The sequence below is a fragment of the Marinomonas primoryensis genome (assembly GCF_013372285.1).
Lineage (GTDB): Bacteria > Pseudomonadota > Gammaproteobacteria > Pseudomonadales > Marinomonadaceae > Marinomonas > Marinomonas primoryensis.
This window is the reverse complement of record NZ_CP054301.1, coordinates 1,849,388-1,872,333: the sequence shown is the minus strand read 5'-3', so window position 1 is coordinate 1,872,333 and position 22,946 is coordinate 1,849,388. Positions and strand designations below refer to the sequence as shown.

The following is a 22,946-nucleotide window of genomic DNA, read 5'->3' as shown; positions in this document are numbered from 1 at the left end:
AATTAAGAATCCTTCAAAATTCGGTATTCTGCTGACATAGCATGAGCCTCTAAAGACTCACCTCGAGCCAACGGAGACGCTATTTTTGCCAATTCACTCGCCCCTTCAGGTGAGCAGTAAATTAACGAACTACGTTTTTGGAAATCATAAACACCCAGTGGTGATGAAAATCTTGCTGTACCGGACGTAGGCAAAACATGGTTCGGTCCAGCACAATAGTCACCCAAAGCCTCAGGCGTATGTCTGCCCATAAAAATTGCCCCAGCGTGACGAATTTTTTCAACCCATTTCTCTGGCTCATCAATTGATAACTCAAGATGTTCAGCAGCAACAATGTTCGCAATATCCATGGCTTCATCCATGTTTTTCACATGAATAAACGCACCCCGCCCCTCTAGAGAAGCCTTGATAATATCCTTACGGCTCTGAGCATCGATCAAACGCTCCATAGCGGTTTTTACATTTTTTATAAAAACTAAGTCTGGAGAAATTAAAATAGATTGAGCATCTTCGTCATGTTCAGCCTGAGAGAATAAATCCATCGCAATCCAGTCAGGATCTGTCTTTCCGTCACACACAACTAAGATTTCAGAAGGGCCAGCAATCATATCGATGCCAACAACACCAAATACCATTTTCTTAGCCGTTGCCACATAAATGTTGCCCGGACCGACAATTTTATCCACCTTAGGAACGGTCTCGGTACCATACGCCAAAGCAGCAACCGCCTGAGCACCACCGATCGTGAAAACACGATCGACACCCGCAATATATGCAGCCGCCAAGACAATGTCATTTACAACCCCATCCGGCGTTGGCACTACCATGATGATTTCGCCAACACCCGCCACTTTAGCAGGCATGACATTCATCAACACAGAAGAGGGATAAGCCGCTTTACCACCGGGCACATAAACACCAACCCGATCCAAAGGCGTAACTTTTTGACCTAGTATCGTGCCACTCTCTTCTTGATACTGCCAAGAAGGCTGTTTTTGACGCTCATGGTAATCATAAACTCGTTTTGCCGCCGCCTCTAGGCTAGCCACCAGCTCAGGGCTGACCCGGCCTTTAGCAAGAGCAAGCTCTTCACGCGATATTTCCAGTTCAGATGAGGAAGCCACGTGACGACGATCAAAGCGATTAGTGAACTCAATAACCGCATCGTCACCTTTCAAGCGAACTTGCTCAACAATGTCCGCCACTGTTTTCTGCACTCGTGCATCGGACACGGAGTCCCACGCGAGTAGCGAGTCTAACTCTGAACGAAAATCATCAGAGCTTGACGAAAATTCTCGTATAGTAAGGTTCAATTATTTACCCTCGTTGTCTTCAACCGCACGTCTTATCATTTCTAAGATCGGCTCAATTTCAGAGTACTTTGTTTTATAAGCGGCTTTATTCACCACCAAACGTGTACTGATCGGTGCGATTAACTCTCGCGCCTCAAGACCATTCGCTTTTAAAGTATTACCTGTATCAACAATATCAACAATAAGATCTGCTAAGCCCATAATAGGCGCAAGCTCCATCGCACCGTATAGCTTGATGACATCAGCCTGAATACCCTGCTCAGCAAAATACGCTTTGGCGGTTTTTATAAATTTAGAAGCCACCTTCAAACGTCTATTGGGCAAAGGTTGACCGACAACACCGGCCGTCATCAAACGACATTTTGCAATTTTAAGATCCAGCAGTTCGTAAAGGTTTTTTGTCGATGCTTCCATCAAAACGTCTTTACCCGCAACCCCAAAATCCGCCACACCATGATCAACATACGTAGGGACATCTGTCGCGCGCAAAATTACCAACTTGATATGCTCATGATTGGTGTCGAAAATTAGCTTTCGACTTTTGCTAATGTCTTCAACTGGAACAATATTGGCTTTTTCTAAAAGCGGTAAAGTCTCACCAAGAATGCGCCCTTTCGATAGCGCAATCGTCAACGTTCTACTCATATTAATTTAAAACCCGTGAAATTTTCGCACCCAATGAACCGAATTTCTCTTCAATACACTCATAACCACGGTCGATGTGATAGATGCGATCAATCTTCGTATCGCCTTCTGCCACTAACGCAGAAAGCACCAAACTTGCAGACGCACGTAGATCTGTTGCCATTACTGGCGCGCCTTTCAAACGTTCGATACCACGAACAATAGCCGTATTCCCTGTCACTTCGATGTCAGCTCCCATGCGAAGCATCTCATCTACGTGCATAAAGCGATTTTCAAAAATATTCTCAATCACTCGGCCAACGCCATTCGCTATGGAGTTCAACGCAACAAATTGCGCTTGCATGTCTGTCGGGAATGCTGGGTATGGCGCAGTACTAATATTAACGGCTTCTGGACGGCGCCCTTCCATATCCACTTCAATCCAATCTTCCCCGCAAGTCACTTTTGCACCGGCTTCTTCTAATTTGGAAAGCACTGCTTCAAGCGACTTCACATTGGTATCAATAACTTTAACTTTACCGCCAGTGATTGCAGCGGCAACCAAGAAAGTACCCGTTTCAATACGATCAGGCATAACAGGGTAAGTCGTACCATGCAAAGCTTCTACACCATCAATGATAATCGTATCTGTACCATGACCCGTGATCTTCGCGCCCATTGAAATCAGGCATTCAGCCAAATCAACCACTTCAGGTTCGCGCGCTGAATTTTCTAGAATAGTCTGGCCATCAGCTAAGGTGGCGGCCATTAATAAATTCTCCGTCCCCGTTACAGTGACTTTATCAAAGAAAATGCGTGCGCCCTTTAGACGACCATCAACACTTGCAATGATATCACCACCTTCAACCGCAATTTTTGCACCCATGGCTTCCAAGCCACGAAGATGTAAATCAACCGGCCGACTACCAATTGCGCAACCACCAGGAAGAGAAACAACCGCTCGACCGAAATGACTGACCAATGGGCCCAAAACCAGAATAGAAGCACGCATCGTCTTAACAAGATCATACGGCGCCTCACAGTTATTGAGCGTCGATACGTCCAATTGGACACTCATCTTTTCATCAACAACAACACCGCACCCCATAGAACCAAGCAGCTCAAGCATAGTGGTAATGTCGTGTAAGTGAGGCAAGTTTTTAATCGTGATCAATTCTTTTGTTAACAATGTTGCCGCTAAAATTGGCAATGCAGCATTTTTCGCGCCAGAAGCACGAACCACACCGTTAAGTCGAGTGCCACCAGTAATCAGAAGCTTATCCATATTATTAATCTCTTATAATCGCTTTTATAGCGTATTTTTTTGTTCTGGCGTGTAGGTTTTCATTGTAACGGCGTGAATTGCACCGCTTGCAATAGCCTCTTGAAGATGTGAATACACAAGTTGCTGCCTCTTAACTGTAGAGAGGCCTTCAAATTCGCTTGTAACCACAACCACTTGAAAATTGCAGCCTTCACCCTGCGCAATGACTTCGCAATGAGGGATAGAGGATTCTAAAAGTGCTTTAACTTCACTTGCGTTCACAGTCGCTCCAATAGATATAATTTATTCAGTTACCTTTATTCTACCTTAGTAGAGCCAACTACTTAATACTTCTAAGTCTTTCTCTGAATAAAAACCACTTGTTTTCTAAGATTTTATTCAGGGACAACAATACACGAAGCTTAAAAGGCAAAAAATCCAAACTCATTGACTGAATTTGGATTTTATTGTGCAATATTTGCGCTCGACTATTAGATTAAGACTCTTTAGCCAACGACGCTCGCCAAGCAGAAATGGCCGATTCAATGTCATTTCTATTCTGCTCCATCATAACGGCAAATTGCTTACGGAATGTTAAGCCAAAATTGATATTGTTAATCACAATATTACTCAACAGCCAGTTCCCTGATTTAGATTGCTCCATGTAAAAAGTAATATTTAGCATACCACCTGATTCCATTTGAAAATCTACATCTACCTTTGTTTCTTTCCCTCTACCTTGAGGACCCAAAGGCAAAACGTTAATTCGATCCGCATCAAGCTCAAGCAGCGACCTTCCGTATGTTTTTAGCAAGGTGTCCTTGGTAACATTTGCAAAACGAGTACGCTGTTCAGACGATGCTCTTCGATAATACTTCCCCATCACTTTTTTGGAAAAATCATCAAAATCCACCACATTCGCCAAAATCTTATTCACCCTCGACTCTAGCAAGGCAGGATCTTTAGCCAATATTTCTTTGTCAGCGACAATATCAGTGCGAAACGCCTCAACAACTTTAATGACAGCCTCTCTTGCCTCGTCAGCGTTAGACCATGTCAAACTAGAGCCAAGCAAAGCAAACACACACAAAACACCCGTTAAAATCTTCGACATCTATTATTTCTCCGAGTCGCCGCTGTTAAACAAAAACTGACTTATCAAAGTCTCCAACACCAGCGCAGACTGAGTGTCGTACATTTCACTGCCATTTTTAAGCACCTCTTCATCGGCACCAATAGAGATACCTAAATACTTTTCCCCCAACAGCCCGCTGGTCAACACCGCAATAGAACTGTCAGTCGGAATGTTATTGACATCAGAGTGAATATTCATAGTAACCAGCGCCATAAATAATTTTTTATCAAATACGATGGATTCAACACTGCCAACCTCAACACCAGCAATAGAGACTTTAGCTCGGTTCGTTAAACCTGCAATATCATCAAATCTTGCCACGACTTGATATGCGTCTTTCTTACTTGAAAAAGCAAGCCCACTTACCTGCACCGCCAAATAAACAAGGGCCGCAACACCCAACACAATAAAACATCCGACCAATAACTCTGCGCGCTTACTTCTCATCCTAAAAATCTCCAAACATAGCGGCGGTCAATACAAAATCTAACGCCAAAATAGCCAATGAACCCAACACCACGGTACGAGTCGTAGCTTTACCAATCCCCTCTGAAGTGGGAACACACTCATAACCTTGATAAACTGCAATCCAAGTAACCACGACGGAAAAACATACCGCTTTAATCACACCATTCATAATATCGGTATCAAAGTGAACGGACTGCTGCATCGATGACCAAAAAGCACCATCGTAAACACCCAACCAACCAACCGATACCAGCTGTCCACCAAGAATGCCAGACGCTGAAAAAATCAAACTCAACAACGGCAAACAAATAACGCCTGCTATAAATCGTGGTGCAATCACACGCCTTAGCGGATCTACCCCCATCATTTCATAGCTTGACAACTGCTCCGTTGCTTTCATCAAACCTATTTCAGCAGTCAAAGAAGACCCCGCTCGGCCAGCAAACAAAAGCGCCGTCACAACGGGCGAGAGCTCACGAAGCAATGACAATGCTAACAGCTGACCAACCGCTTCTTCCGAACCGAATTTAGCCAAAATACTGTAGCCTTGCAGTGACAACACCATCCCAATAAACGTACCCGAGACGATGATAATCACTAAAGACAAAACACCAACAGAGTAAAGCTGCTTAACCAGTAGATTAATAGACTCACCAAAACGCACCGGCACTCTAAAAATACTTTGTACTAAAAAAATGCCAGCTCGCCCAACCGCTTCAAGCCAATCAAAAAGCCATGCGCCCATCGATATTATTGCTTTCATTGCGCTGCTCCGTCTTTATTAAGCATACTGTCGGCATCTTCCGGATAATGAAAAGGCACAGGCCCATCAGGCTCGCCATTTAAAAACTGTTTAACCTGAGGGTCATCAGACGCTCGAATTTCCGCGGCAGTTCCTTCAGCGATAACGCGACCACCAGCAAGAATACAAACATGATCCGCTATCGACAAGGACTCTTCCACATCGTGAGAAACCACGACAGAGGTGATATTAGCCGAGTCGTTCAATTCGCGAATCAATGATACCAGTACCCCTTTAGAGATTGGGTCTTGACCAGTGAAAGGCTCGTCATACATCACTAATTCTGGGTCAAGCGCAATGGCACGAGCTAACGCGACGCGACGCGCCATGCCGCCTGATAATTCAGAAGGCATTAAACCTGCTGCGCCGCGCAAACCGACACTATGAAGCTTTTGCGCAACGACCTCTCTAATAGCGGAAACATCTAGCTTGGTGTGCTCTTCTAAAGGGAATGCAATGTTTTCATAAACAGACATGTCACTAAAAAGTGCGCCACTTTGAAAAAGCATGCCCATTTTTTTGCGAACTTTATACAAATCAGAACGTGATAATCGATGAACATCTTGACCATCGACTAAAATACTCCCTGAATCGGGAGCAAGCTGCGCCGCGATCAACCGCAACAAGGTCGTTTTCCCTGTTCCACTAGGGCCCATTACCGCCGTCACCTTACCGCGAGGAATCGTCAAGGAGACATTTTCATAAATGACCCTCCCTCCGCGCGTAAAATGAACATCTTGGACTTTTATATACGCATCTAGCACTGACACACCTTTCCATCCATATCAAATATTGCTAGATACTAGCATTGCCCCCTAACAAATAAAATCACCACGCCATAGAATCCAATTTGTTTGTAATATCAAGTCTTGAATTTCATTGCCAAACCTCATTAAATGGGGCCTCTTAAAATTTGTGAGTATCTTAGACGTTATGCTGCTGTTTTCCGCTGCCCTAATCGCAGGGTTAATCTTACTGGTTATCAGTTCCGATAAATTCATCGAACACTCTGCTCTAGTCGCAGAAAAAATGAATGTAAATCCAATGATCATTGGGATTACATTGGTGGCCTTTGGCACATCCGCACCAGAAATGGTTGTTTCCGCCATTGCTGCTCTTGATAATGCGCCAGAGATAGCCGTTGGGAATGTACTTGGCTCAAATATTGCCAACATCGCCCTCGTCTTTGGCATTACATTACTCTTTTCAGCGATCCCAATAGCACCGGGACTCTCATCCAAAGAAGTTCCTCTCGTACTCGCCATTACACTACTAACAGGCCTTTTGCTGCTTGATCAAAATCTTGGTGTATGGGACGGCGTTATATTAATCGCAGCCTTTGTCATTGTTTTGACCATTCTGCTTCGCGGCAGTAAAGACTTACAAAGTGAATTAAAAGAAGGCCTACCAGAGGATGACGGCGCGTCCGTTGGTAAATCTCTCATCATTGCTTTAATCGGGTTGGCGATATTAATTGGCAGTTCTAAGCTGCTCGTTTGGGGAGCGGTAGGCATTGCAACCGCTCTTGGCGTTAGCGAGTTGGTCATTGGCTTAACCATTGTCGCCATCGGCACCAGCCTGCCAGAGCTTGCAGCATCCGTCAGTAGTGTTAGAAAAGGTCATCATGATATTGCAATAGGTAACATCCTAGGTTCAAACATATTCAACCTAGCCACAGTACTGCCTTTGCCTGCCCTTATCGCTCCAGGAATGATCAATGAAAATATTATCAGTAGGGATTACCCTTGGGTTCTTGGCTTAACCGTCGCACTTGCTATTGCTATTTATTTTTTCAAAAAGACAAAAAACAACAAAATTCCTAGATGGTTAGGATTGCCTCTTATTGCTTCTTATGGCATCTACTTGCTAGTGATTAGCACAAGTGGCTCGTTGTAATGCAGATGCTTAAAAAAATGGTTCGTTTTAATAGTTTGCTTTTTATTGGGGCTGCGCTAGTACTGGTAGCCTCTTTATTCTGGTATGGAGCGACACCGAAGCAGAATCTTGTTGAAGCGAATTCATTAAGCAGCTCTCCGGACTACTTTATCACTCAGGTTAAAGTGAAAGAGTTTGATATCAACGGCATGCTGGTCGAGACACTTAATGCACAACAAACACTTCACTACATAACAAAGTCTAAAACATTACTAGAGTTTCCCAGCGTCGAACGACATTCAATATCAGGCAGCTGGAGTGCAAAAGCAGATAAAGGGGTTATTGATGACGGAAGTAATGATATTCTATTAACAAACAACGCTAGAGCGACTAAAAAGTATCTTCAATCAGATGACATAAAGCTCACTGCAGACAGCGTACATTACTTAGATAAAGATCAATCTTTAACGAGCCAAGGAAACGCGACACTTATCTCCGTACAAGGAGAAACTTCTGCCAGCACGATCACAACTTATATAAATTCAGAAGAAGTCTTTATGACGGGATCTGTACGAGGAAAATATGAAACAATTCATTAATTTCAGTATATTGCTCACCTCAGCCATTATTTGCCAATATGCGTATGCACTCCCTGATGACACAAAGCAGCCATTAGAAATTCAAGCCGACGAAGCCTCGTTTGACCAAAACTCTGGTGAAGCCATCTACAAAGGCAATGTTTTTGTCAAACAAGGTTCTATTGAAATCCAAGCGCAGTACCTTAAAGTGTCAACAGACGCAAAAACCCGAAAATTTAGCAACTTAGAAGCCACTGGGCAGCCAGCCAAATTTAGCCAACAAATTGACTGGAGCGGCAACATTGTCATCAGTAAAGGCAATGAAATTCATTATTCAACCATTGAGTCCAAGCTAGAAATTACCGGTAACGGTTACCTAAGCCGAATGAAAAACTCTATTACTGCCGATTACATTCTTTATATGATTAACGATGGAACATTTAGCGCAGAGAAAAAAGATTCAGGACGCGTATCAATGACATTACAACCGCAAGCACAACCACCAGCACCTGAGGCAAAAAAATAAATGGCCTTACTTGAAGCAAAACACTTAGCAAAGAGTTACAAAAAACGCCAAGTAGTGAAGGACGTCTCTATCTCTGTCGAATCTGGTCAAGCCGTTGGCCTACTTGGCCCAAACGGTGCAGGCAAAACCACCTGCTTTTATATGATAGTTGGCATGGTATCAAATGACGCTGGCGGCATATTTATCGATGGTGTAGACATCACTAAAGACGCCATGCACACTCGCGCTCAAAAAGGCATTGGCTATCTTCCTCAGGAAGCCTCCATTTTTCGTAAAATGTCTGTCGAAGACAATATCACGGCCATTTTAGAAACGCGTAAAGCACTAACAAAAAGCCAACGAAAAGACAGACTCGAAGATTTATTAGAAGAGTTCCACATCACCCACATTCGTGAGAACTTAGGAATGGCACTATCGGGTGGAGAAAGACGACGTGTTGAAATAGCAAGAGCCGTTGCTATGAACCCTAAGTTCATCCTACTGGATGAACCTTTCGCCGGCGTGGACCCTATTTCTGTCGGCGACATCAAGCTCATCATCAAGCACCTTCAAGAAAGTGGAATCGGCGTCCTAATTACCGATCACAATGTTAGAGAAACATTAGACATCTGTGATAAGGCTTACATTGTTGGCAACGGTTATATTATTGCTTCTGGCGATGCCAGCACCGTCATCAACAATGAACAAGTAAAAAAGGTCTATCTAGGCGACGACTTCCGTCTGTAACCCCTTATCATTGCTGTAGAAAGGGAGTAGTATGCATAACTCGTTCCAATTCATTCAAATAAAAAGAGTTGCTCTATGAAGCAGTCTTTGCAACTAAAACTCGGCCAACAGCTGACCATGACACCACAGCTACAACAAGCCATTCGCTTGCTGCAGCTTTCCACGTTGGACCTGAAGCAAGAAATTCATGAATTTCTCGAATCTAACCCTCTTCTTGAGCTAGATGACGACGAACAAATTCACAACGATCAACCTGCAAGCATTGAATCAAAAAGCGCTCCTGAGGCGACACTTGATAGTAATAGTGAAGAAGCGCGCGTTGAATCAGAGTGGACTGAAAGCATTCCTGAAGAACTGTCTATTGACAGCAGCTGGGATGACACATACCAAAGCTCTGCTGCGGCCGTCAGCGATCATAATAGCTATGAAGGTGAAAGCGACTTCGAAAGCCGCAACGCTCCAGCAGAAAGCATACAAGACCATCTGATCTGGCAATTAAATCTAACTCATATATCTGACAGAGACATTGAAATTGCTTACGCTATTATCGAGTGCGTTCAAACCGATGGCTATCTAAGTATTTCAACTCAAGACATTTGGGAATCACTTTGTGTCGAATTAGAAGATTTAGACATGGAAGAAGTCATCGCAGTTCAACACAGACTGCAACGCTTTGACCCAGTTGGCGTCTGCTCTATTGATTTGCGAGACTGCTTGCTTGTTCAACTAGAAGCATTCCAAAGCCACCCTCTTTATAAAAGCACACACAATCTCATTGACCATTATCTACCACTACTAGGCAATCGAGATTTTGCACAATTAAGCCGAAAAACAAAACTAAAAGACGAAGCACTAAAGGAAGTTGTTAATTTAATACAACAACTTAACCCGCGTCCTGGCTCAGTTATAGATGCAGATGATACGGATTATGTCATTCCTGATGTTTCCGTCAAAAAACACAATGGCATATGGCAAGTTGAGCTAAATAATGACGCCCTACCACCCATCAAAATAAACGAAACCTATTCCGCCATGGCAAGTACAGCTGCAACCACCGCAGCAGACGTAAGCTACATTAAAACCTCTCTTCAGGAAGCCAAATGGTTTATGAAAAGCTTACAAAGCCGCAACGAAACACTCTTAAAAGTGGCCAGCTGCATAGTAAGTCGACAAATTGATTTCTTCGAATTAGGTGAAGAGGCCATGAAACCTATGGTTCTTCATGATGTCGCCGAAGAAGTTGGCATGCATGAATCAACAATTTCTAGAGTAACAACACAAAAATACATGCACACACCAAAAGGTATTTTTGAACTCAAGTACTTTTTCTCAAGTCATGTCAACACAGCGTCAGGTGGAGAATGTTCTTCTACCGCAATACGAGCTATGATTAAGAAACTTGTGGCTGATGAGCCAGCAAAAAAACCACTAAGTGATAATAAGTTAGCCGCTGTTTTGGCTGACCAAGGCATACAGGTTGCTAGACGAACTGTGGCCAAATATCGAGAGGCGATGAATATCCCTCCTTCCAATGAACGAAAACGACTGATCTAAACGGAAACCATTTCATCATGTCCTTGAAATCATTATTAAAAGCTGAGCTCGTTCTGGCGAAGCAAGATATTGTTAGTAAGAAACGAGTTTTAGAAAGTATCGCCGACGTTGCATCCAATCGGTTGCATTGCAATAACGAGGCCGTTTATGACGCCCTATTAGGGCGAGAAAAACTTGGAAGTACAGGCATAGGTAACGGCATAGCTATACCCCATTGCCGCCTAGAGTCTGCAAACCATACCGCTATTGTCGTTATGTCATTACAAACTCCAATAGATTTTGACTCGATTGATAAGAGAGCCGTTGATCTTATATTCGCCTTAATCGTTCCGCCTAATGAATGCGATCAACATCTTGCAACACTGGCTCAGATCGCAGAATTAGCTCAATCGCCTGAAGCGCTCGACAAGCTACGAACCGCTCAAACCAGCGAAGATCTATTTAATATTTTTGACTCATTAATATAGGAAGTAAAGCATGCAGGAAGAGTCCATCACCATCATAAATAAACTTGGCTTGCATGCTCGCGCTGCTGGCAAATTAGTGGAAACGACGTCACGCTTTTCTTGTGATATCACTATAGAAAAAGACAGTCGCAATGTGGACGGCAAAAGCATTATGGCAATGATGATGCTTGCCGCTGGAAAAGGAACGAGCATTCGAATCAAAACCAATGGAGAAGATGAAGAAGAGGCAATCAAAGCCGTTGTTGAATTAATTAACAATCGTTTTGGTGAAGACGAGTAATACGGCCATGTCAGAGAAAACCACTCTTAATCATCTTAAAACGATTACCGAATCACTCGAATCCGGCGCCACGATGCAAATCCGTTATTTACTTAACGGCGCCTTGCCAGTGCAAGATGTTGCTCGATTATTAGAGTCCTCTCCACCAAAAGAACGTAAGCTTCTCTGGGAGCTAATCGAAGCAAAGAATGAAGGCGAGGTTCTACAATATCTCAGCGAAGATATTGGTGTTCAATTCATGAAGAATATGGATACAGAGCGACTTATCGCCGTATCCGAACATTTTGAAAGCGATGACTTAGCTGATTTATTACAACACTTACCAGAAAAAGTTGTAACAGAAGTCCTTTCTTCAATGACCTCGCAAGACAGAGCGCGGGTCGAAGCACTATTAAGCTACTCGGAAGACTCTGCCGGCGGCTTAATGAATACGGACACGATCACTATACGTCCGAACCTAACGCTAGACATTGTCTTTCGCTATTTGCGCAGACACTCTTCACTGCCCGACATGACAGATAACCTACTTGTTGTCAGCCGCTCCAATCGACTGTTAGGGACACTCCCTCTCACTAAATTATTAGTTTCAGATGTTAGAGCCACCGTTCGCGATGTAATGGAAACAGAATATACCGTTATTAAAGCCGAGACACCGGCGAGTGAAGTGGCTCAACTCTTTGAAAAAATGGATCTTGTTTCTGCACCTGTCATTGATGGCACCACTAAAAAACTACTTGGTCGGATTACCATCGATGATGTGGTTGATGTTATTCGAGATGAAGCCGAACACTCAATGCTAAGTATGGCAGGTCTTGATGATGATGAAGACACCTTCGCCCCCATCATGAAAACCACAAAAAGACGAGCTGTGTGGCTTGGAATCAACCTTATTACCGCGTTCATTGCCTCTTATGTAATTGGACTGTTTCAGAACACCCTTGATCAAGTGGTAGCACTCGCCATTCTTATGCCGATCGTTGCCAGTATGGGCGGCATTGCCGGATCTCAAGTACTAACACTTGTCATACGTGGTATTGCATTAAATCAAATTGGCTCTACAAATACTCGCTGGCTTTTAAACAGAGAGCTGATTGTTGGCCTCATTAACGGCCTTCTTTGGGCAACCGTTATTGCCGCTCTCACCGCACTTTGGTTTGACAACATAAAGATTGCCTATATCATTGCAGGCGCTACCATAATAAACCTGCTATTTGCGGCCGCCACTGGTACACTCCTGCCCATTCTACTAAAAAAGATTGGCATAGACCCAGCGCTTGCTGGCAGCGTAATTTTGACTACCGTGACCGATGTTGTTGGTTTTCTTTCCTTCCTCGGCCTCGCTACTATTTTTCTAATATAGGTTCCCATGACAGACTTTGATCAACTTGAAAATGACGACGAACTCCCTAAAAGCAAATCCCAAGTCAAACGCGAAATGGATGCCTTGCAGGAAGTTGGTAAAAAACTATTAAGCCTGAGTAAAAATCAACTTAAAAAAATTGAAATGTCTGACACATTAAAAGATGCCATTGAAGAATCTGGACGCATAAAACAAAATGAAGCGAAAAGAAGGCACTTACAATATATCGGTCGAGTAATGCGTACAGAAGATCACGAAACGATAGCACAACGTGTCGCTTTACTTGATACAACATCAGCAGCCTACAACAAACTATTTCATCAACTAGAAATAAAACGAGACGCGCTCATTGGCGAGAACAGTAAAGAAGTTTTGTCTCAATATTTAGATGACAACCCAAACCTTGAAGAAATTCAGTTACTTAGACAGCTAATCCGTCTTTCTCAAAAAGAAGCGTCACAAGAAGGCAACACCTCTAATCGAAAGAAACTCTTCCGCCTTTTACGCGAAGTTGAAGAAAAGCGTCTCGGTTTAAAAGGCTAATACTAAACAGTCTTAAGTTAACTGCTTTAAGTTAACTGCCCCGCCCTAAAATACCTTGGCGGTTATTGTTAAGCCAGTATGGAATCCATACTGGCTTTTTCATGCGCTTCTTCTGGCATTTTATTTCACACCAATACGCGCTTTCAGGTCGAGGAACCATTACCTCCCTTTTTGAACTTGATACATTAGTAATCGCTGAGCTTAAAAAATAATTTATTAGCCACTTTTCTATCAATCTAATAGATGTATCACGCACAAAAAAAACCAAACATTTATCCATAATGAAACCAACTCACCGGCCACCACAGAACACCGATACCCTGCTTTGCCCCCTGCGGTGACACTGTCGATGGACCAGTTGTCTTTCATTTCGGGTGGGAAGGTGTCGTTTAGGGTGAGGATGCCTTCTGCGACGAGTTTGGGGTTGCCTGGTAAATCAAGTGTGACGTTGGTGCCTTGGCTGTTGCCTTATTTTTCGGCTATTCACAATTTTGATAGTGCTAAGAAGTTAGCCTCATTTTGTGGGGTTGCACCTCGTGAGTACCAATCGGGAACCTCAATAAATGGTCGGGCAGCAATGTCAAAGATAGGCTCAGCACATTTACGCAAATCGCTTTTACTTCCAGCAATGGTGGCACTAAAATACAATCCAGCTCTTAAAGGGCTGAAAGATCGACTTAGTGAAAAAGGCAAAGCAAAAATGGAGATCATCGGCGCAGCGATGCGTAAGCTCATTCATATCATCTACGGTGTACTTAAAAGTGATGAGCCTTTTGACGAAAATAAAGTTTTCAACGCTTGAAGTTTAAGACGGTATCTGGCCCCAAATTCAGAGAAAAGCGATATTTAGGTTAGGAGGAAGACCATTAGGCCAGTCAAAAAACTTGATCTGACTTAATGGTCTAGGCCACTGCAAAATTGACAGGGTGAACATTCGCTAAATTTAGATGTTGCTTAGCCTGCCAAAGATCATAGGCATCCTGCATGGCCAGCCAGCTCTCTGGTGTTCTGCCAAGCGCTTTAGACAAACGCAATGCCATTTCAGGCGACACAGCGCTCTGCCCTTTCAGCACACGGCTTAACGTGGACGAAGCGACATCCAATTGCTTGGCCAAAAAGCGGCAACTAAAACCCGCTGGCTCAAGATAAACATCGTAAATAAATTCGCCTGGGTGTGGCGGGTTGTGCATATTCATTAGTGATAGTCCTCATAGTTGAGAATGTAAGCATTACCATCAACAAATTCGAAAGTAATACGCCAATTCCCGTTCACAGTAATAGACCAAATCCCATCTCGGTTTCCCTTTAACGGATGCAAGTTAAAACCGGGTAAATTGATATCCTCAATCTCTTGGGCGGTATCGATCGCAGCAAGTTGCATACGTATTTTACGCTGATGCTTTGCTTGAATACCGGAAACGCTTCCTGTTTCGAAGTATTTTTTAAGGCCTTTGTGTTTGAATGTTTTGATCATAAAATAAGTGTAGCGTGGTGCGCATCAACAATCAATAAAAAGCCCACATCGGCGGGCTTTGCTTTTGTTACTTGAAAAGGCTTGTTGCTTAGAGGTCTGTGAAGTTACGTTGGGCGTAGTCTTTGACGCGGGTGATGTTGTCGTTTACCCAGTCTGACTTACCTGAATTAGAAAGCTGAATTAAAAAGCTAGTCGTGCTATTTGCTGTTGCTTTTTTTGTTAGGAAAGTGCGGACGGCTTGGATTAGGTCGATGAGTTCTTTTGATGGAACGATGTTGTTGAGCAGTTGCCTTCCTTGGAGGGAATAGCTGTCTGTTTTCGCTAGTGCTAAGTTGTCTGTGGTTGGTTTTGCTCGTGGAGCTGTTTGGAGTAAATGAAGGCTAGGTACTATTTTTCATTTGACCCCAAATTCAAGTGCTTAACAAACGTATTTACATACGAAATAAAAAATAATCCTAGTAGGGCTATGACAGACCTACGGATTATATCAATACTTTGCTCGGGGAGTTCGCCGCCAATGAAATATGATAGCCACATCATGGAACCACTCAAAATTAACATGGCAGAGTAAAACTTAATAGCTGTTGAAAACCATGTAGTACGGCGAAAATACCCAAAAATAACAGCACTATTTACTGCTACTGAAAGTATCGCTACTAAATCTCCTTGCAACAAAGCCATGATGCTTAGAGCAAGGCTAAGAAAGCACAAAAACAATAATAAGCTGATGAACAGTTTACCTAGTGGTGGTATTGAGTATTCCATATTTGAACCTAATATTTTAATAGTGTGCATTCTCGTTTACACATTCATTGATACTAAAAGACTTTCTCGTTTCCTACCAGTCCAAACAACAACTAAAGCCCACTTAAGCAGGCTTTAGTTGTTTGCTGCTTAGAAGTCTACAAAGTTGCGTTGGGCGTAGTCTTTGACGCGGGTGATGTTGTCGTTTACCCAGTCTGCGTACCTGAATTAAAAAGCTAGTCGTGCTATTTGCTGTTGCTTTTTTTGTTAGGAAAGTGCGGACGGCTTGGATTAGGTCGATGAGTTATTTTGATGGAACGACGACGGGGTCGCTTTGTATCTGCATGGATTTGACGATGTTGTTGAGCAGTTGCTTTCCTTGGAGGGAATAGCTGTCTGTTTCCGCTAGTGCTAGGTTGTCTGTGGTTGGTTTTGCTCGTGGAGCTGTTTGGAGTAGATAAAAACTAAGTACTATTTTTCATCTGCTCCAAACCTACTTTTTAAAAAAATAACGAAAGATAGCTTTACCATTATAAAAAGCATTTTGAAGACCATAAGTTATTGAAAAGCTTAAAGTGCCATATACGAATAAAGCGCCGATAAAGTAAGTGAAACCGTCATTAAAACCGTTAGCAAATACAAAAAAGGGGAAGCTTACTAAGCTACTAAATAATGCATAGAGCCGAGCATACTCCTCAATCTGAGCAGAAAGAACACCTGAAACTAAGCAAATTAAAATTGCTATTAAAATCCCATACTCTAAATTTTGCATATTAATTAAGGCAATGGATAATCCCATAAAAATACCGATTGCTGTCGATCTAACTAAGTTTCGATTCATATTCAAGTACATATAACAGCCTAATAGTCCACATGCTCATTTGAAGATTTATTGATATTAAATCACTACCAGCCTAAACAACAACTAAAGCCCACATCGGGCTTTAGTTGCTTGCGGCTTAGAAGTCGACGAAGTTGCGTTGGGCGTAGTCTTTGACGCGGGTGATATTGTCGTTTACCCAGTCAGGTGTTTGCAGTCGTGCTATTTGCTGTTGCTTTTTTTGTTAGGAAAGTGCGGACGGCTTGGATTAGGTCGATGAGTTCTTTTGATGGAACGACGACGGGGTCGCTTTGTATCTGCATGGATTTGACGATGTTGTTGAAGTTGGTACTTGTCGGTTTCCGCTAGCGCTAAGTTGTCTGTGGTTGGTTTTGCTCGTGGAGCTGTTTGGAGTAGATGAAGGTTAGGTACTATTTTTCATCTGACCCCAAATTCGATAACAAGAAAGCTATACGCCAGACATAAAAAAACCGCATTACGCGGCATTCATATCCGCTGTTAATCGGAACGCCAATCCCGAGCACTGGAATTTGCCAGTGCAAGAGAAATACTAGATCAAGATTCGGGTGGGGTCAATGGTGAAAAGCAAACCATGACTTGTTTGAGTGGATGGGAAGAGTTAACTATTCAATCAGCGACGCTTCAGCGGTCGGCTGCATTGACTTGTTAGAGCTTCCCAATTGTGTAACTGAAACAGTTAATGAGACTGTTGAAACAATCAAAGCAAGAACAGCAACCGCTGTCCCTATCCAAAACTTCTTTTTCTCTTGGCGTAAGCCAGCCAAAATGGAAGTCATAAGAGGGAAATTTACACACTTTGAATCATTTCCAACTTTGAAAGCAAAGAAATGAACATTACTTCCATTATCCTGTTTGTAACCGTACTGCTTCTCTAGATGGTAATACAAGCGGCCAAATACAATATCAGAATCAACTTTCAGCTCGCCTGCAACCTTCTTGCAATCGATCGGGACATAGATTTTCGAATCCCGAGACCCATCACCTCTTTCGAAAGCAACAAAGTCAGAATGATATATACGATAAATCGTATTTAATATTTCTAGATCCGTTGGAATTCTCATATCTCTCCTTGAACTCTGACGCCTCATTAAGTGGAAACTAATGGTTGGCTATGTTTATACCTACGATTCAAATTTTATTGTTCTAACGGATTCTACCTGTTCAAAATCGATGGTAAATGTTTTATGGACAGCCTTATCAGGACACACATGCTAAGAACCTTGAAACACTGATTTTTTAGGTGTGTACCCCATTCAATTCAAGGGGTCAGCAATTCAACGACTCTGACCCCTTGAATCTATGACCCCTTGAATATTTTAGAATATTTTAGAATATCAATTCGGATTATATGGGTAAGCAAATCAATTTAATTTATAGAAATCATGAGATACCCTATATGTAAGGCCAAAATATTTTTATTCAATTTCTATTCCTCATTAAAGACAGCTGTTTTTTCATTTTAAAATTTTTTTCGCCCCTATTAAAATCCATATTTTTCTTTTCTTCTATTAAATGCATCCTCGCCACCTTCAAGAATTTTGGCAGCAAGATTCTGGATATTTGGCTGATCTATTGAGCCTTGATTCTGAATAGGCAAAGTTGCATTTTCATTCGTTGACTCCAAAACTCCAATCCACTCCGCGTCACCAAAAACAGGGATGTTTGCGTTATGAGTAGCAAAAATAAACTGTCTAGTTAGTTTAGCATCTCGCACCTGAGTAACAATTCGCTCTGCTATAAATGCATTGTCTAGATTATCTTCTGGTTGATCCAAAAGTAGAGGGTCTTGGTTATCAAGTAAGAGCATGTGCAATAATGCTGTGCACTGTTGACCTGTTGATAATGAATCAAGTTTTTTATATAAAGGCTCTTCACTACTCGAAACATTCAACTCAATGCTAACCAGATCATCGATCTTAAACTCTTCAATTTCCATTATTTGTTTATTGCTGATTTTTGATAATCTATCAGCGGTAGTAGAAGTCATTCCCCAATTTTTTTCTAATAAAGCAGCCGGTCCTTTCTTAATAGTTTCTGCTAGTAGAGGGGCCGAGAACTCCTCTACTCCTTTCATCCAAGAAAGTCTTCCCTCAGCAACATCAGGTAAACGATAGCTTACAATAAGCTTTATTAATCCAAGTCTATTTCTTTCTGCTGAGTAATTTACCTTTATATTACCCTTTAATTTTCTATTCAGCCTTTTTACGCCCTGTTCAAAGGCAGTAGCTCTGTTTGTTTTTTTCTCGGACAACTCAGCCAGTAGATCCTTTCTTGTAACTATTTCTTTTTTCAGTTTACCTTGTTGAATTAAAAGTTCCGCACGCTTGGGTTTTAATCTCTCGATATTTTTAATTAGATCCCGATATTGCTCACCAATTTGTTTTCCAGTTAAACCTTCAACAGGGGCCAACTTTTTAAACTCTTTACTGATGGAGTCTTCTTGTTTCTCTATGCTTTCTTGAAGCTCTTTATCAAGTAGATCTATCTTCTTCTGAGAATTTTCTGAATCTATCTCCATTTTATCAATAGATAGATTGATATTGTTTTTTAATTCAAATAACGCCAATTTAGAATTTTCAAATATTTTTTTATCGGGAAATTCCTTAATCAATTCCTCAGTTATAAAGTCACCGCATGGGATAGATTCAGAGAGCTCTTTTAGTGCTTCCTTTAACGCGTCCATTTTGTTTAAAACGATTTTAAAAGTACTTCTTTCTGACTCAACGATTGGTAGTAGTTTCAATTTTTGATCTATTCCAAGCTCTTTATATCTATTTTCATCTTCCTCGTGAGCCTTCAAGTCTTCTACATCAGATTCCAAACTAGAAACATTAGATGTTAAATCAAATATATTATTTCTTGTTGTTACTAACAATTCTTTAACTTTTGAAATACCTGACTCTTTCTCAATTTTATCTGTATTTAGAAATCGCTCTACTACTTTTAATTGTTCACTTGATTCTTTAGCAATTTCGTGAATTTCATTTTGACCAAAGATTTCAATATCAGGCAATAAGTCTTTAGGAGAAAAAGTAGAAACAGATCCACTTTCATCTTTTACTATCGGGGATTCACCATAGCGTCTTGATATTTTATATAATTTTCCATGTTTTACTGCTGATTTAACAGTCAACTCAGCAAACCCTGAACTAAGATTCTGCTTTATAACTTTAAGGTGTTGTGCTTTTGTTTCATTACTAATAGGTTCAATATTTAACACATAACGAATTGACTCTATTAAAGTCGATTTACCTGTTCCTCTACCGCCTATTAAAGCATTTAAATGCTCGGAATAGTTGATATGAATTCCATTGAGAAATCCACCAACAAACCTTACAGACTCTATTCTAGAGTAATATTTTTCTTTAATATCAGAGTTGAGGCGAACACGGGATTCAGAATCTGAAAACGCTAATTTAAATGACGAAAAACAAGGTTTTGACATTTTCACCAAACAAGTCGCATTTTCTCTCCTTAATGTTTCAGGATCTTCTATATCTTTAGCATTTATAATAGCAATTTTTTTATCTCGTTTATAATCAGGATTTTTATTTAGAATAATCTGGTAATTTGCTTGATCACCTTGCTCTTTAAGTGCATCTAATGAAGTAGGGATTTGTGCAGCATATAAATTCGGGTTTTTCCAAATATTGTTTAATTTTTGTTTTAAAACTCCGCTATCATCTGTGCAATGCGCAGCATACACAAAGCCACCTTTACCTATAACAGTTGACAAAATAAAGTCTGCACTTTTAGTTGATGGATTTGTACCATTAGAAGTATCAATATCAAACTCGTATAAGTAATTATTTAAAGTTTGAAGACTTGTGTCTTCTGGATATAAGCAAACCAAATGTATTTTTTCACTAGATGCAATTTCAAATCCCGGAAATACAATGACTCCTTGAGAATTAAACGTTTCTTTGATTTTCTCAATAGAATCAACATTACCATGATCGGCTATCCCTACAACTTTTATAGATTCCTCAAGGCAGACTTCTAATAGTTTCTGATTATAATCATCTTCTGAAACATTCTGATTTTCACCACGGTACTTTATATAACTTGCAGGGTTTACTTGTAATGCGCACTTCCAGAATTTTGCCATAGTGTGTTCAAAATCTACATTCATATATTCATCCTTAAATTAAATACCGAGGCTAGCAAGGCTTAATATTTTAATAGTGATTATGCACAATATCACATCTCTTTATTAGAAAAAACAGGGCGTTAATTCCTAAAAAAGAGCGACACCATGAACTCTTACCGATTGATTGTAGTCGTTTTTTTATATTTAACTCAAAAGATTAAGCATTGAATTAATTATTATTTAGACAAACTGAGCCTAATTTTGGGCAATCAAACAATAAACGGTCTAACTCTTAACTCCCCCGCGTATCCGTCAATCTCCCATCGGCCATTGTCGCCACGTCCATGTTGCCCATCATTCCCTGTGTGAATTCGGCTTTGAGTCTTTCTATTACTTGGTCACTGACTTGTTGGTCGTAACTTGGGTTGCCTGTCGGTGTTAGGTGGATTACGGGCGCGAAGGTGATGCTTTTGTTGTTGTTTTGTAGCTGTTGGCTTTGCTTTGCGATGGCGTCTGGTGCGGGTTGGTCGGTTTTGTCGTCTTCAAACCAACCGCCTATGTTACTGCCGATCCATTCTCCTAATGCGCCACCACCCATGCCGCCTGCGATGGAGCCGACAATGCCCCCAATGGCGGTGCCAATAATGGGCACGACGGAACCTATGGCGGCTCCGGCTAATCCGCCAGCGGCGGCACCACCCATTCCCCCTACCATGTCGCCTGCGGTTGCGCCTATTTCGGTTCCGCTGCCGCCTGACATGGCAGAGGCAAGGCTTACACCTTGCATGGCCATGTCCAGTGGCCGAAAGAATCGCCCTGCGCCTTTTAAGGCACCGAGTTTTCCAAATTTGCCAAATCGGCCGCTTGCGCTGGTGCGTCTGGTTGGGTTGTTGCGGTCTGAAATCTGATCTTCATAACCTCTTAGACCTGCGAGTCGGTTACCAATTCGACTGTGTCGCTCACTGTTTCCTAGTGTCTTTCCCCTTGTTCCTCCCTTTCTTCCTGCTCCTGCTCGACCACGTCTTTTTCCTCCTATTCCTCCATAACCCGCGCCTGCGCCGAGTCCGTTTAGTTTGCGGTTGAGTCTATCGAGGGAGCGTGATGCTCGGTTGGCGCTTTGGGTGGTTTGGTCGGTGGTGCTGGTGAGTTTGGTTTTGCCGAGGTTGAAGCGATCGCGCCCGTTACCCAAGGTGAGTTTGGCGAGTTTAAAGGCGATGGCACCGGCTTTGACCACGGCGATGGCGGCGGCCACGCCAAGTAATCCGAAAGCAAGTTGTGGGTTGGCTTCGGCAAAGTCGGCCACGCTGTCCACCACGGACATGAGCGGCGGTAACACGGCGTCGAGCACGGGTAAGAGTCGGTCGCCCAGTACGATGGTCATGCGGTCGAATTTGGCGCCGAGCATGGCGAGTTTGTGGCCACGGGTGGCGGCGCGGTTGGCGTATTCGTCGTTGACGCTGTTGGTACGATCAGCTTGGTTGGCGACTTTGGCAAAGGCGGCTACGAGGCCGTTTTTGTCGTCGTCCAGTGTGGTGACGAGTTTGGCGACGGCGCCTTTTACTTCTTCCCCAAAGAGTTGCGAAATCACCGCGCCTTGGTCTGTGGCGTTGACGTCTTTTAGGCCGCGCATGACTTCTACAAGAGTGCCTTGGGCGTCTTGTTGCATCATGTCGGCCAGTTCTTCGGCGTTGAAGCCGATGCGCCCCATGGCGGTGGAGCCTTGGCGCACCATGACGGCGGCAATGTCCTTTGCCTTGGCGTTCATGTTGTTGCTTAGGTAGTTGGTGGCGTCGGCGAGGTCTAGGGCGTTCTTTTGGGTGAGTCCCATGGCCGCGCGCCATGTGGCGAGGGTGGAACCGGCCTCTTCTGCCGATACGTCCCACGCGACGCTCATTTTGGTGGCGGATTCAGCAAACTGGAGCAGTTGACTTTTTTCGATGCCGGATTGCCCTGCGGCGGTGACGATGTCGGCAATGCCGTCTTGCTTCTTAGCTATGGCACTCCTAATAAGACAACACATTGTTTCAATCAAACAAACTGATGACGCCCTATTTACTCTTATCTGTACACTTTAAGGTTGTTTTTCCCGTTAATCTGAAACTAGACTCACTTGTCCCTTAGAAATCTTGTAATTTTATGACATAATCAAACGTAACAACCGAGAACGCATGAAAATGCCTTTTTTAGAGGGTGTTATAAAAAATGCTACAAAACTAATTTTAGCATTTCTTTAGCACTGTAATACCAAAACACCCTTAAAA

General features: G+C 42.5%; 25 protein-coding genes. 10 read left to right on the top strand and 15 right to left on the bottom strand.

Annotated features, from left to right (window positions below; genetic code table 11):
- Positions 1 to 2 precede the first annotated feature (2 nt).
- From hisD to MP3633_RS08540, 8 genes are all read right to left on the bottom strand, one after another.
- Positions 3 to 1,313, bottom strand: coding sequence for a histidinol dehydrogenase (gene hisD / locus MP3633_RS08575; RefSeq protein ID WP_176335227.1), 1,311 nt, complete (start codon positions 1,311 to 1,313; stop codon positions 3 to 5).
- Positions 1,314 to 1,958 carry an ATP phosphoribosyltransferase gene (gene hisG / locus MP3633_RS08570; protein ID WP_112139104.1) on the bottom strand — a complete coding sequence of 215 codons (645 nt, stop codon included), beginning with the start codon at positions 1,956 to 1,958 and terminating at the stop codon, positions 1,314 to 1,316.
- 1 nt (position 1,959) lies between these two features.
- Complete coding sequence (murA, locus tag MP3633_RS08565; protein ID WP_112139106.1) at positions 1,960 to 3,222, bottom strand: UDP-N-acetylglucosamine 1-carboxyvinyltransferase; 1,263 nt, start codon at positions 3,220 to 3,222, stop codon at positions 1,960 to 1,962.
- A 24-nt stretch (positions 3,223 to 3,246) separates the two neighbouring features.
- Complete coding sequence (locus MP3633_RS08560; protein ID WP_112139108.1) at positions 3,247 to 3,483, bottom strand: BolA family protein; 237 nt, start codon at positions 3,481 to 3,483, stop codon at positions 3,247 to 3,249.
- A gap of 214 nt (positions 3,484 to 3,697) precedes the next feature.
- Entirely contained in the window at positions 3,698 to 4,315 is a 618-nt protein-coding gene (locus MP3633_RS08555) for an MlaC/ttg2D family ABC transporter substrate-binding protein (RefSeq protein WP_176335226.1), read from the bottom strand.
- Positions 4,316 to 4,318: 3 nt separating this feature from the next.
- On the bottom strand, positions 4,319 to 4,783 hold the full coding sequence (mlaD, locus tag MP3633_RS08550; protein ID WP_112139112.1) for an outer membrane lipid asymmetry maintenance protein MlaD: 465 nt from the start codon (positions 4,781 to 4,783) through the stop codon (positions 4,319 to 4,321).
- A gap of 1 nt (position 4,784) precedes the next feature.
- Positions 4,785 to 5,567 (bottom strand): lipid asymmetry maintenance ABC transporter permease subunit MlaE, encoded by a 783-nt coding sequence (gene mlaE, locus MP3633_RS08545; protein ID WP_112139114.1) that lies wholly within the window; start codon positions 5,565 to 5,567, stop codon positions 4,785 to 4,787.
- Positions 5,564 to 6,376 (bottom strand): ABC transporter ATP-binding protein, encoded by an 813-nt coding sequence (locus MP3633_RS08540; RefSeq protein ID WP_425324754.1) that lies wholly within the window; start codon positions 6,374 to 6,376, stop codon positions 5,564 to 5,566. Before MP3633_RS08540 ends, mlaE begins: the two co-directional genes overlap by 4 nt.
- Positions 6,377 to 6,521: 145 nt before the next feature.
- On the opposite strand from MP3633_RS08540, the gene MP3633_RS08535 reads away from it, so the two are divergent.
- From MP3633_RS08535 to MP3633_RS08490, 10 genes are all read left to right on the top strand, one after another.
- On the top strand, positions 6,522 to 7,502 hold the full coding sequence (locus MP3633_RS08535) for a calcium/sodium antiporter (RefSeq protein WP_244959915.1): 981 nt from the start codon (positions 6,522 to 6,524) through the stop codon (positions 7,500 to 7,502).
- Positions 7,502 to 8,080 (top strand): LPS export ABC transporter periplasmic protein LptC, encoded by a 579-nt coding sequence (lptC, locus tag MP3633_RS08530; protein ID WP_176335224.1) that lies wholly within the window; start codon positions 7,502 to 7,504, stop codon positions 8,078 to 8,080. Before MP3633_RS08535 ends, lptC begins: the two co-directional genes overlap by 1 nt.
- Positions 8,064 to 8,585, top strand: a complete 522-nt coding sequence (lptA, locus tag MP3633_RS08525; RefSeq protein WP_112139122.1) for a lipopolysaccharide transport periplasmic protein LptA — start codon at positions 8,064 to 8,066, stop codon at positions 8,583 to 8,585. Before lptC ends, lptA begins: the two co-directional genes overlap by 17 nt.
- Positions 8,586 to 9,311, top strand: a complete 726-nt coding sequence (gene lptB, locus MP3633_RS08520) for an LPS export ABC transporter ATP-binding protein (RefSeq protein WP_112139124.1) — start codon at positions 8,586 to 8,588, stop codon at positions 9,309 to 9,311. It begins immediately after the preceding gene.
- Positions 9,312 to 9,386: 75 nt separating this feature from the next.
- Positions 9,387 to 10,865 (top strand): RNA polymerase factor sigma-54, encoded by a 1,479-nt coding sequence (locus MP3633_RS08515; RefSeq protein WP_176335223.1) that lies wholly within the window; start codon positions 9,387 to 9,389, stop codon positions 10,863 to 10,865.
- Between the two features lie 17 nt (positions 10,866 to 10,882).
- Positions 10,883 to 11,332: a PTS IIA-like nitrogen regulatory protein PtsN gene (gene ptsN, locus MP3633_RS08510; protein WP_112139128.1), complete on the top strand. Its 450-nt coding sequence runs from the start codon at positions 10,883 to 10,885 to the stop codon at positions 11,330 to 11,332.
- Between the two features lie 10 nt (positions 11,333 to 11,342).
- Positions 11,343 to 11,612 (top strand): HPr family phosphocarrier protein, encoded by a 270-nt coding sequence (locus tag MP3633_RS08505; RefSeq protein ID WP_112139130.1) that lies wholly within the window; start codon positions 11,343 to 11,345, stop codon positions 11,610 to 11,612.
- 7 nt (positions 11,613 to 11,619) lie between these two features.
- Complete coding sequence (mgtE, locus tag MP3633_RS08500; protein WP_176335222.1) at positions 11,620 to 12,972, top strand: magnesium transporter; 1,353 nt, start codon at positions 11,620 to 11,622, stop codon at positions 12,970 to 12,972.
- Between the two features lie 6 nt (positions 12,973 to 12,978).
- On the top strand, positions 12,979 to 13,515 hold the full coding sequence (gene yjgA / locus MP3633_RS08495) for a ribosome biogenesis factor YjgA (RefSeq protein WP_112139134.1): 537 nt from the start codon (positions 12,979 to 12,981) through the stop codon (positions 13,513 to 13,515).
- Between the two features lie 349 nt (positions 13,516 to 13,864).
- Positions 13,865 to 14,317, top strand: coding sequence for a transposase (locus tag MP3633_RS08490; RefSeq protein WP_244959913.1), 453 nt, complete (start codon positions 13,865 to 13,867; stop codon positions 14,315 to 14,317).
- A gap of 100 nt (positions 14,318 to 14,417) precedes the next feature.
- Here MP3633_RS08490 and MP3633_RS08485 read toward each other — a convergent pair whose 3' ends face one another.
- The 7 genes from MP3633_RS08485 to MP3633_RS08455 all read right to left on the bottom strand — a co-directional run bounded on the left by MP3633_RS08485 (position 14,418) and on the right by MP3633_RS08455 (position 22,705).
- A complete protein-coding gene (locus MP3633_RS08485) occupies positions 14,418 to 14,711 on the bottom strand; it encodes a HigA family addiction module antitoxin (RefSeq protein WP_176335221.1) in 294 nt (97 codons plus the stop codon).
- Positions 14,711 to 14,989 (bottom strand): type II toxin-antitoxin system RelE/ParE family toxin, encoded by a 279-nt coding sequence (locus tag MP3633_RS08480; RefSeq protein WP_176335220.1) that lies wholly within the window; start codon positions 14,987 to 14,989, stop codon positions 14,711 to 14,713. Before MP3633_RS08480 ends, MP3633_RS08485 begins: the two co-directional genes overlap by 1 nt.
- A gap of 387 nt (positions 14,990 to 15,376) precedes the next feature.
- Complete coding sequence (locus MP3633_RS08475; RefSeq protein WP_176335219.1) at positions 15,377 to 15,754, bottom strand: hypothetical protein; 378 nt, start codon at positions 15,752 to 15,754, stop codon at positions 15,377 to 15,379.
- A gap of 472 nt (positions 15,755 to 16,226) precedes the next feature.
- Positions 16,227 to 16,574 carry a hypothetical protein gene (locus MP3633_RS08470; RefSeq protein WP_176335218.1) on the bottom strand — a complete coding sequence of 116 codons (348 nt, stop codon included), beginning with the start codon at positions 16,572 to 16,574 and terminating at the stop codon, positions 16,227 to 16,229.
- Positions 16,575 to 17,197: 623 nt separating this feature from the next.
- Positions 17,198 to 17,656: a hypothetical protein gene (locus MP3633_RS08465; RefSeq protein WP_176335217.1), complete on the bottom strand. Its 459-nt coding sequence runs from the start codon at positions 17,654 to 17,656 to the stop codon at positions 17,198 to 17,200.
- A gap of 419 nt (positions 17,657 to 18,075) precedes the next feature.
- Positions 18,076 to 20,727, bottom strand: a complete 2,652-nt coding sequence (locus MP3633_RS08460) for a TrlF family AAA-like ATPase (protein WP_176335216.1) — start codon at positions 20,725 to 20,727, stop codon at positions 18,076 to 18,078.
- Positions 20,728 to 20,977: 250 nt separating this feature from the next.
- Entirely contained in the window at positions 20,978 to 22,705 is a 1,728-nt protein-coding gene (locus MP3633_RS08455; protein WP_244959958.1) for a phage tail tape measure protein, read from the bottom strand.
- Positions 22,706 to 22,946 lie beyond the last annotated feature (241 nt).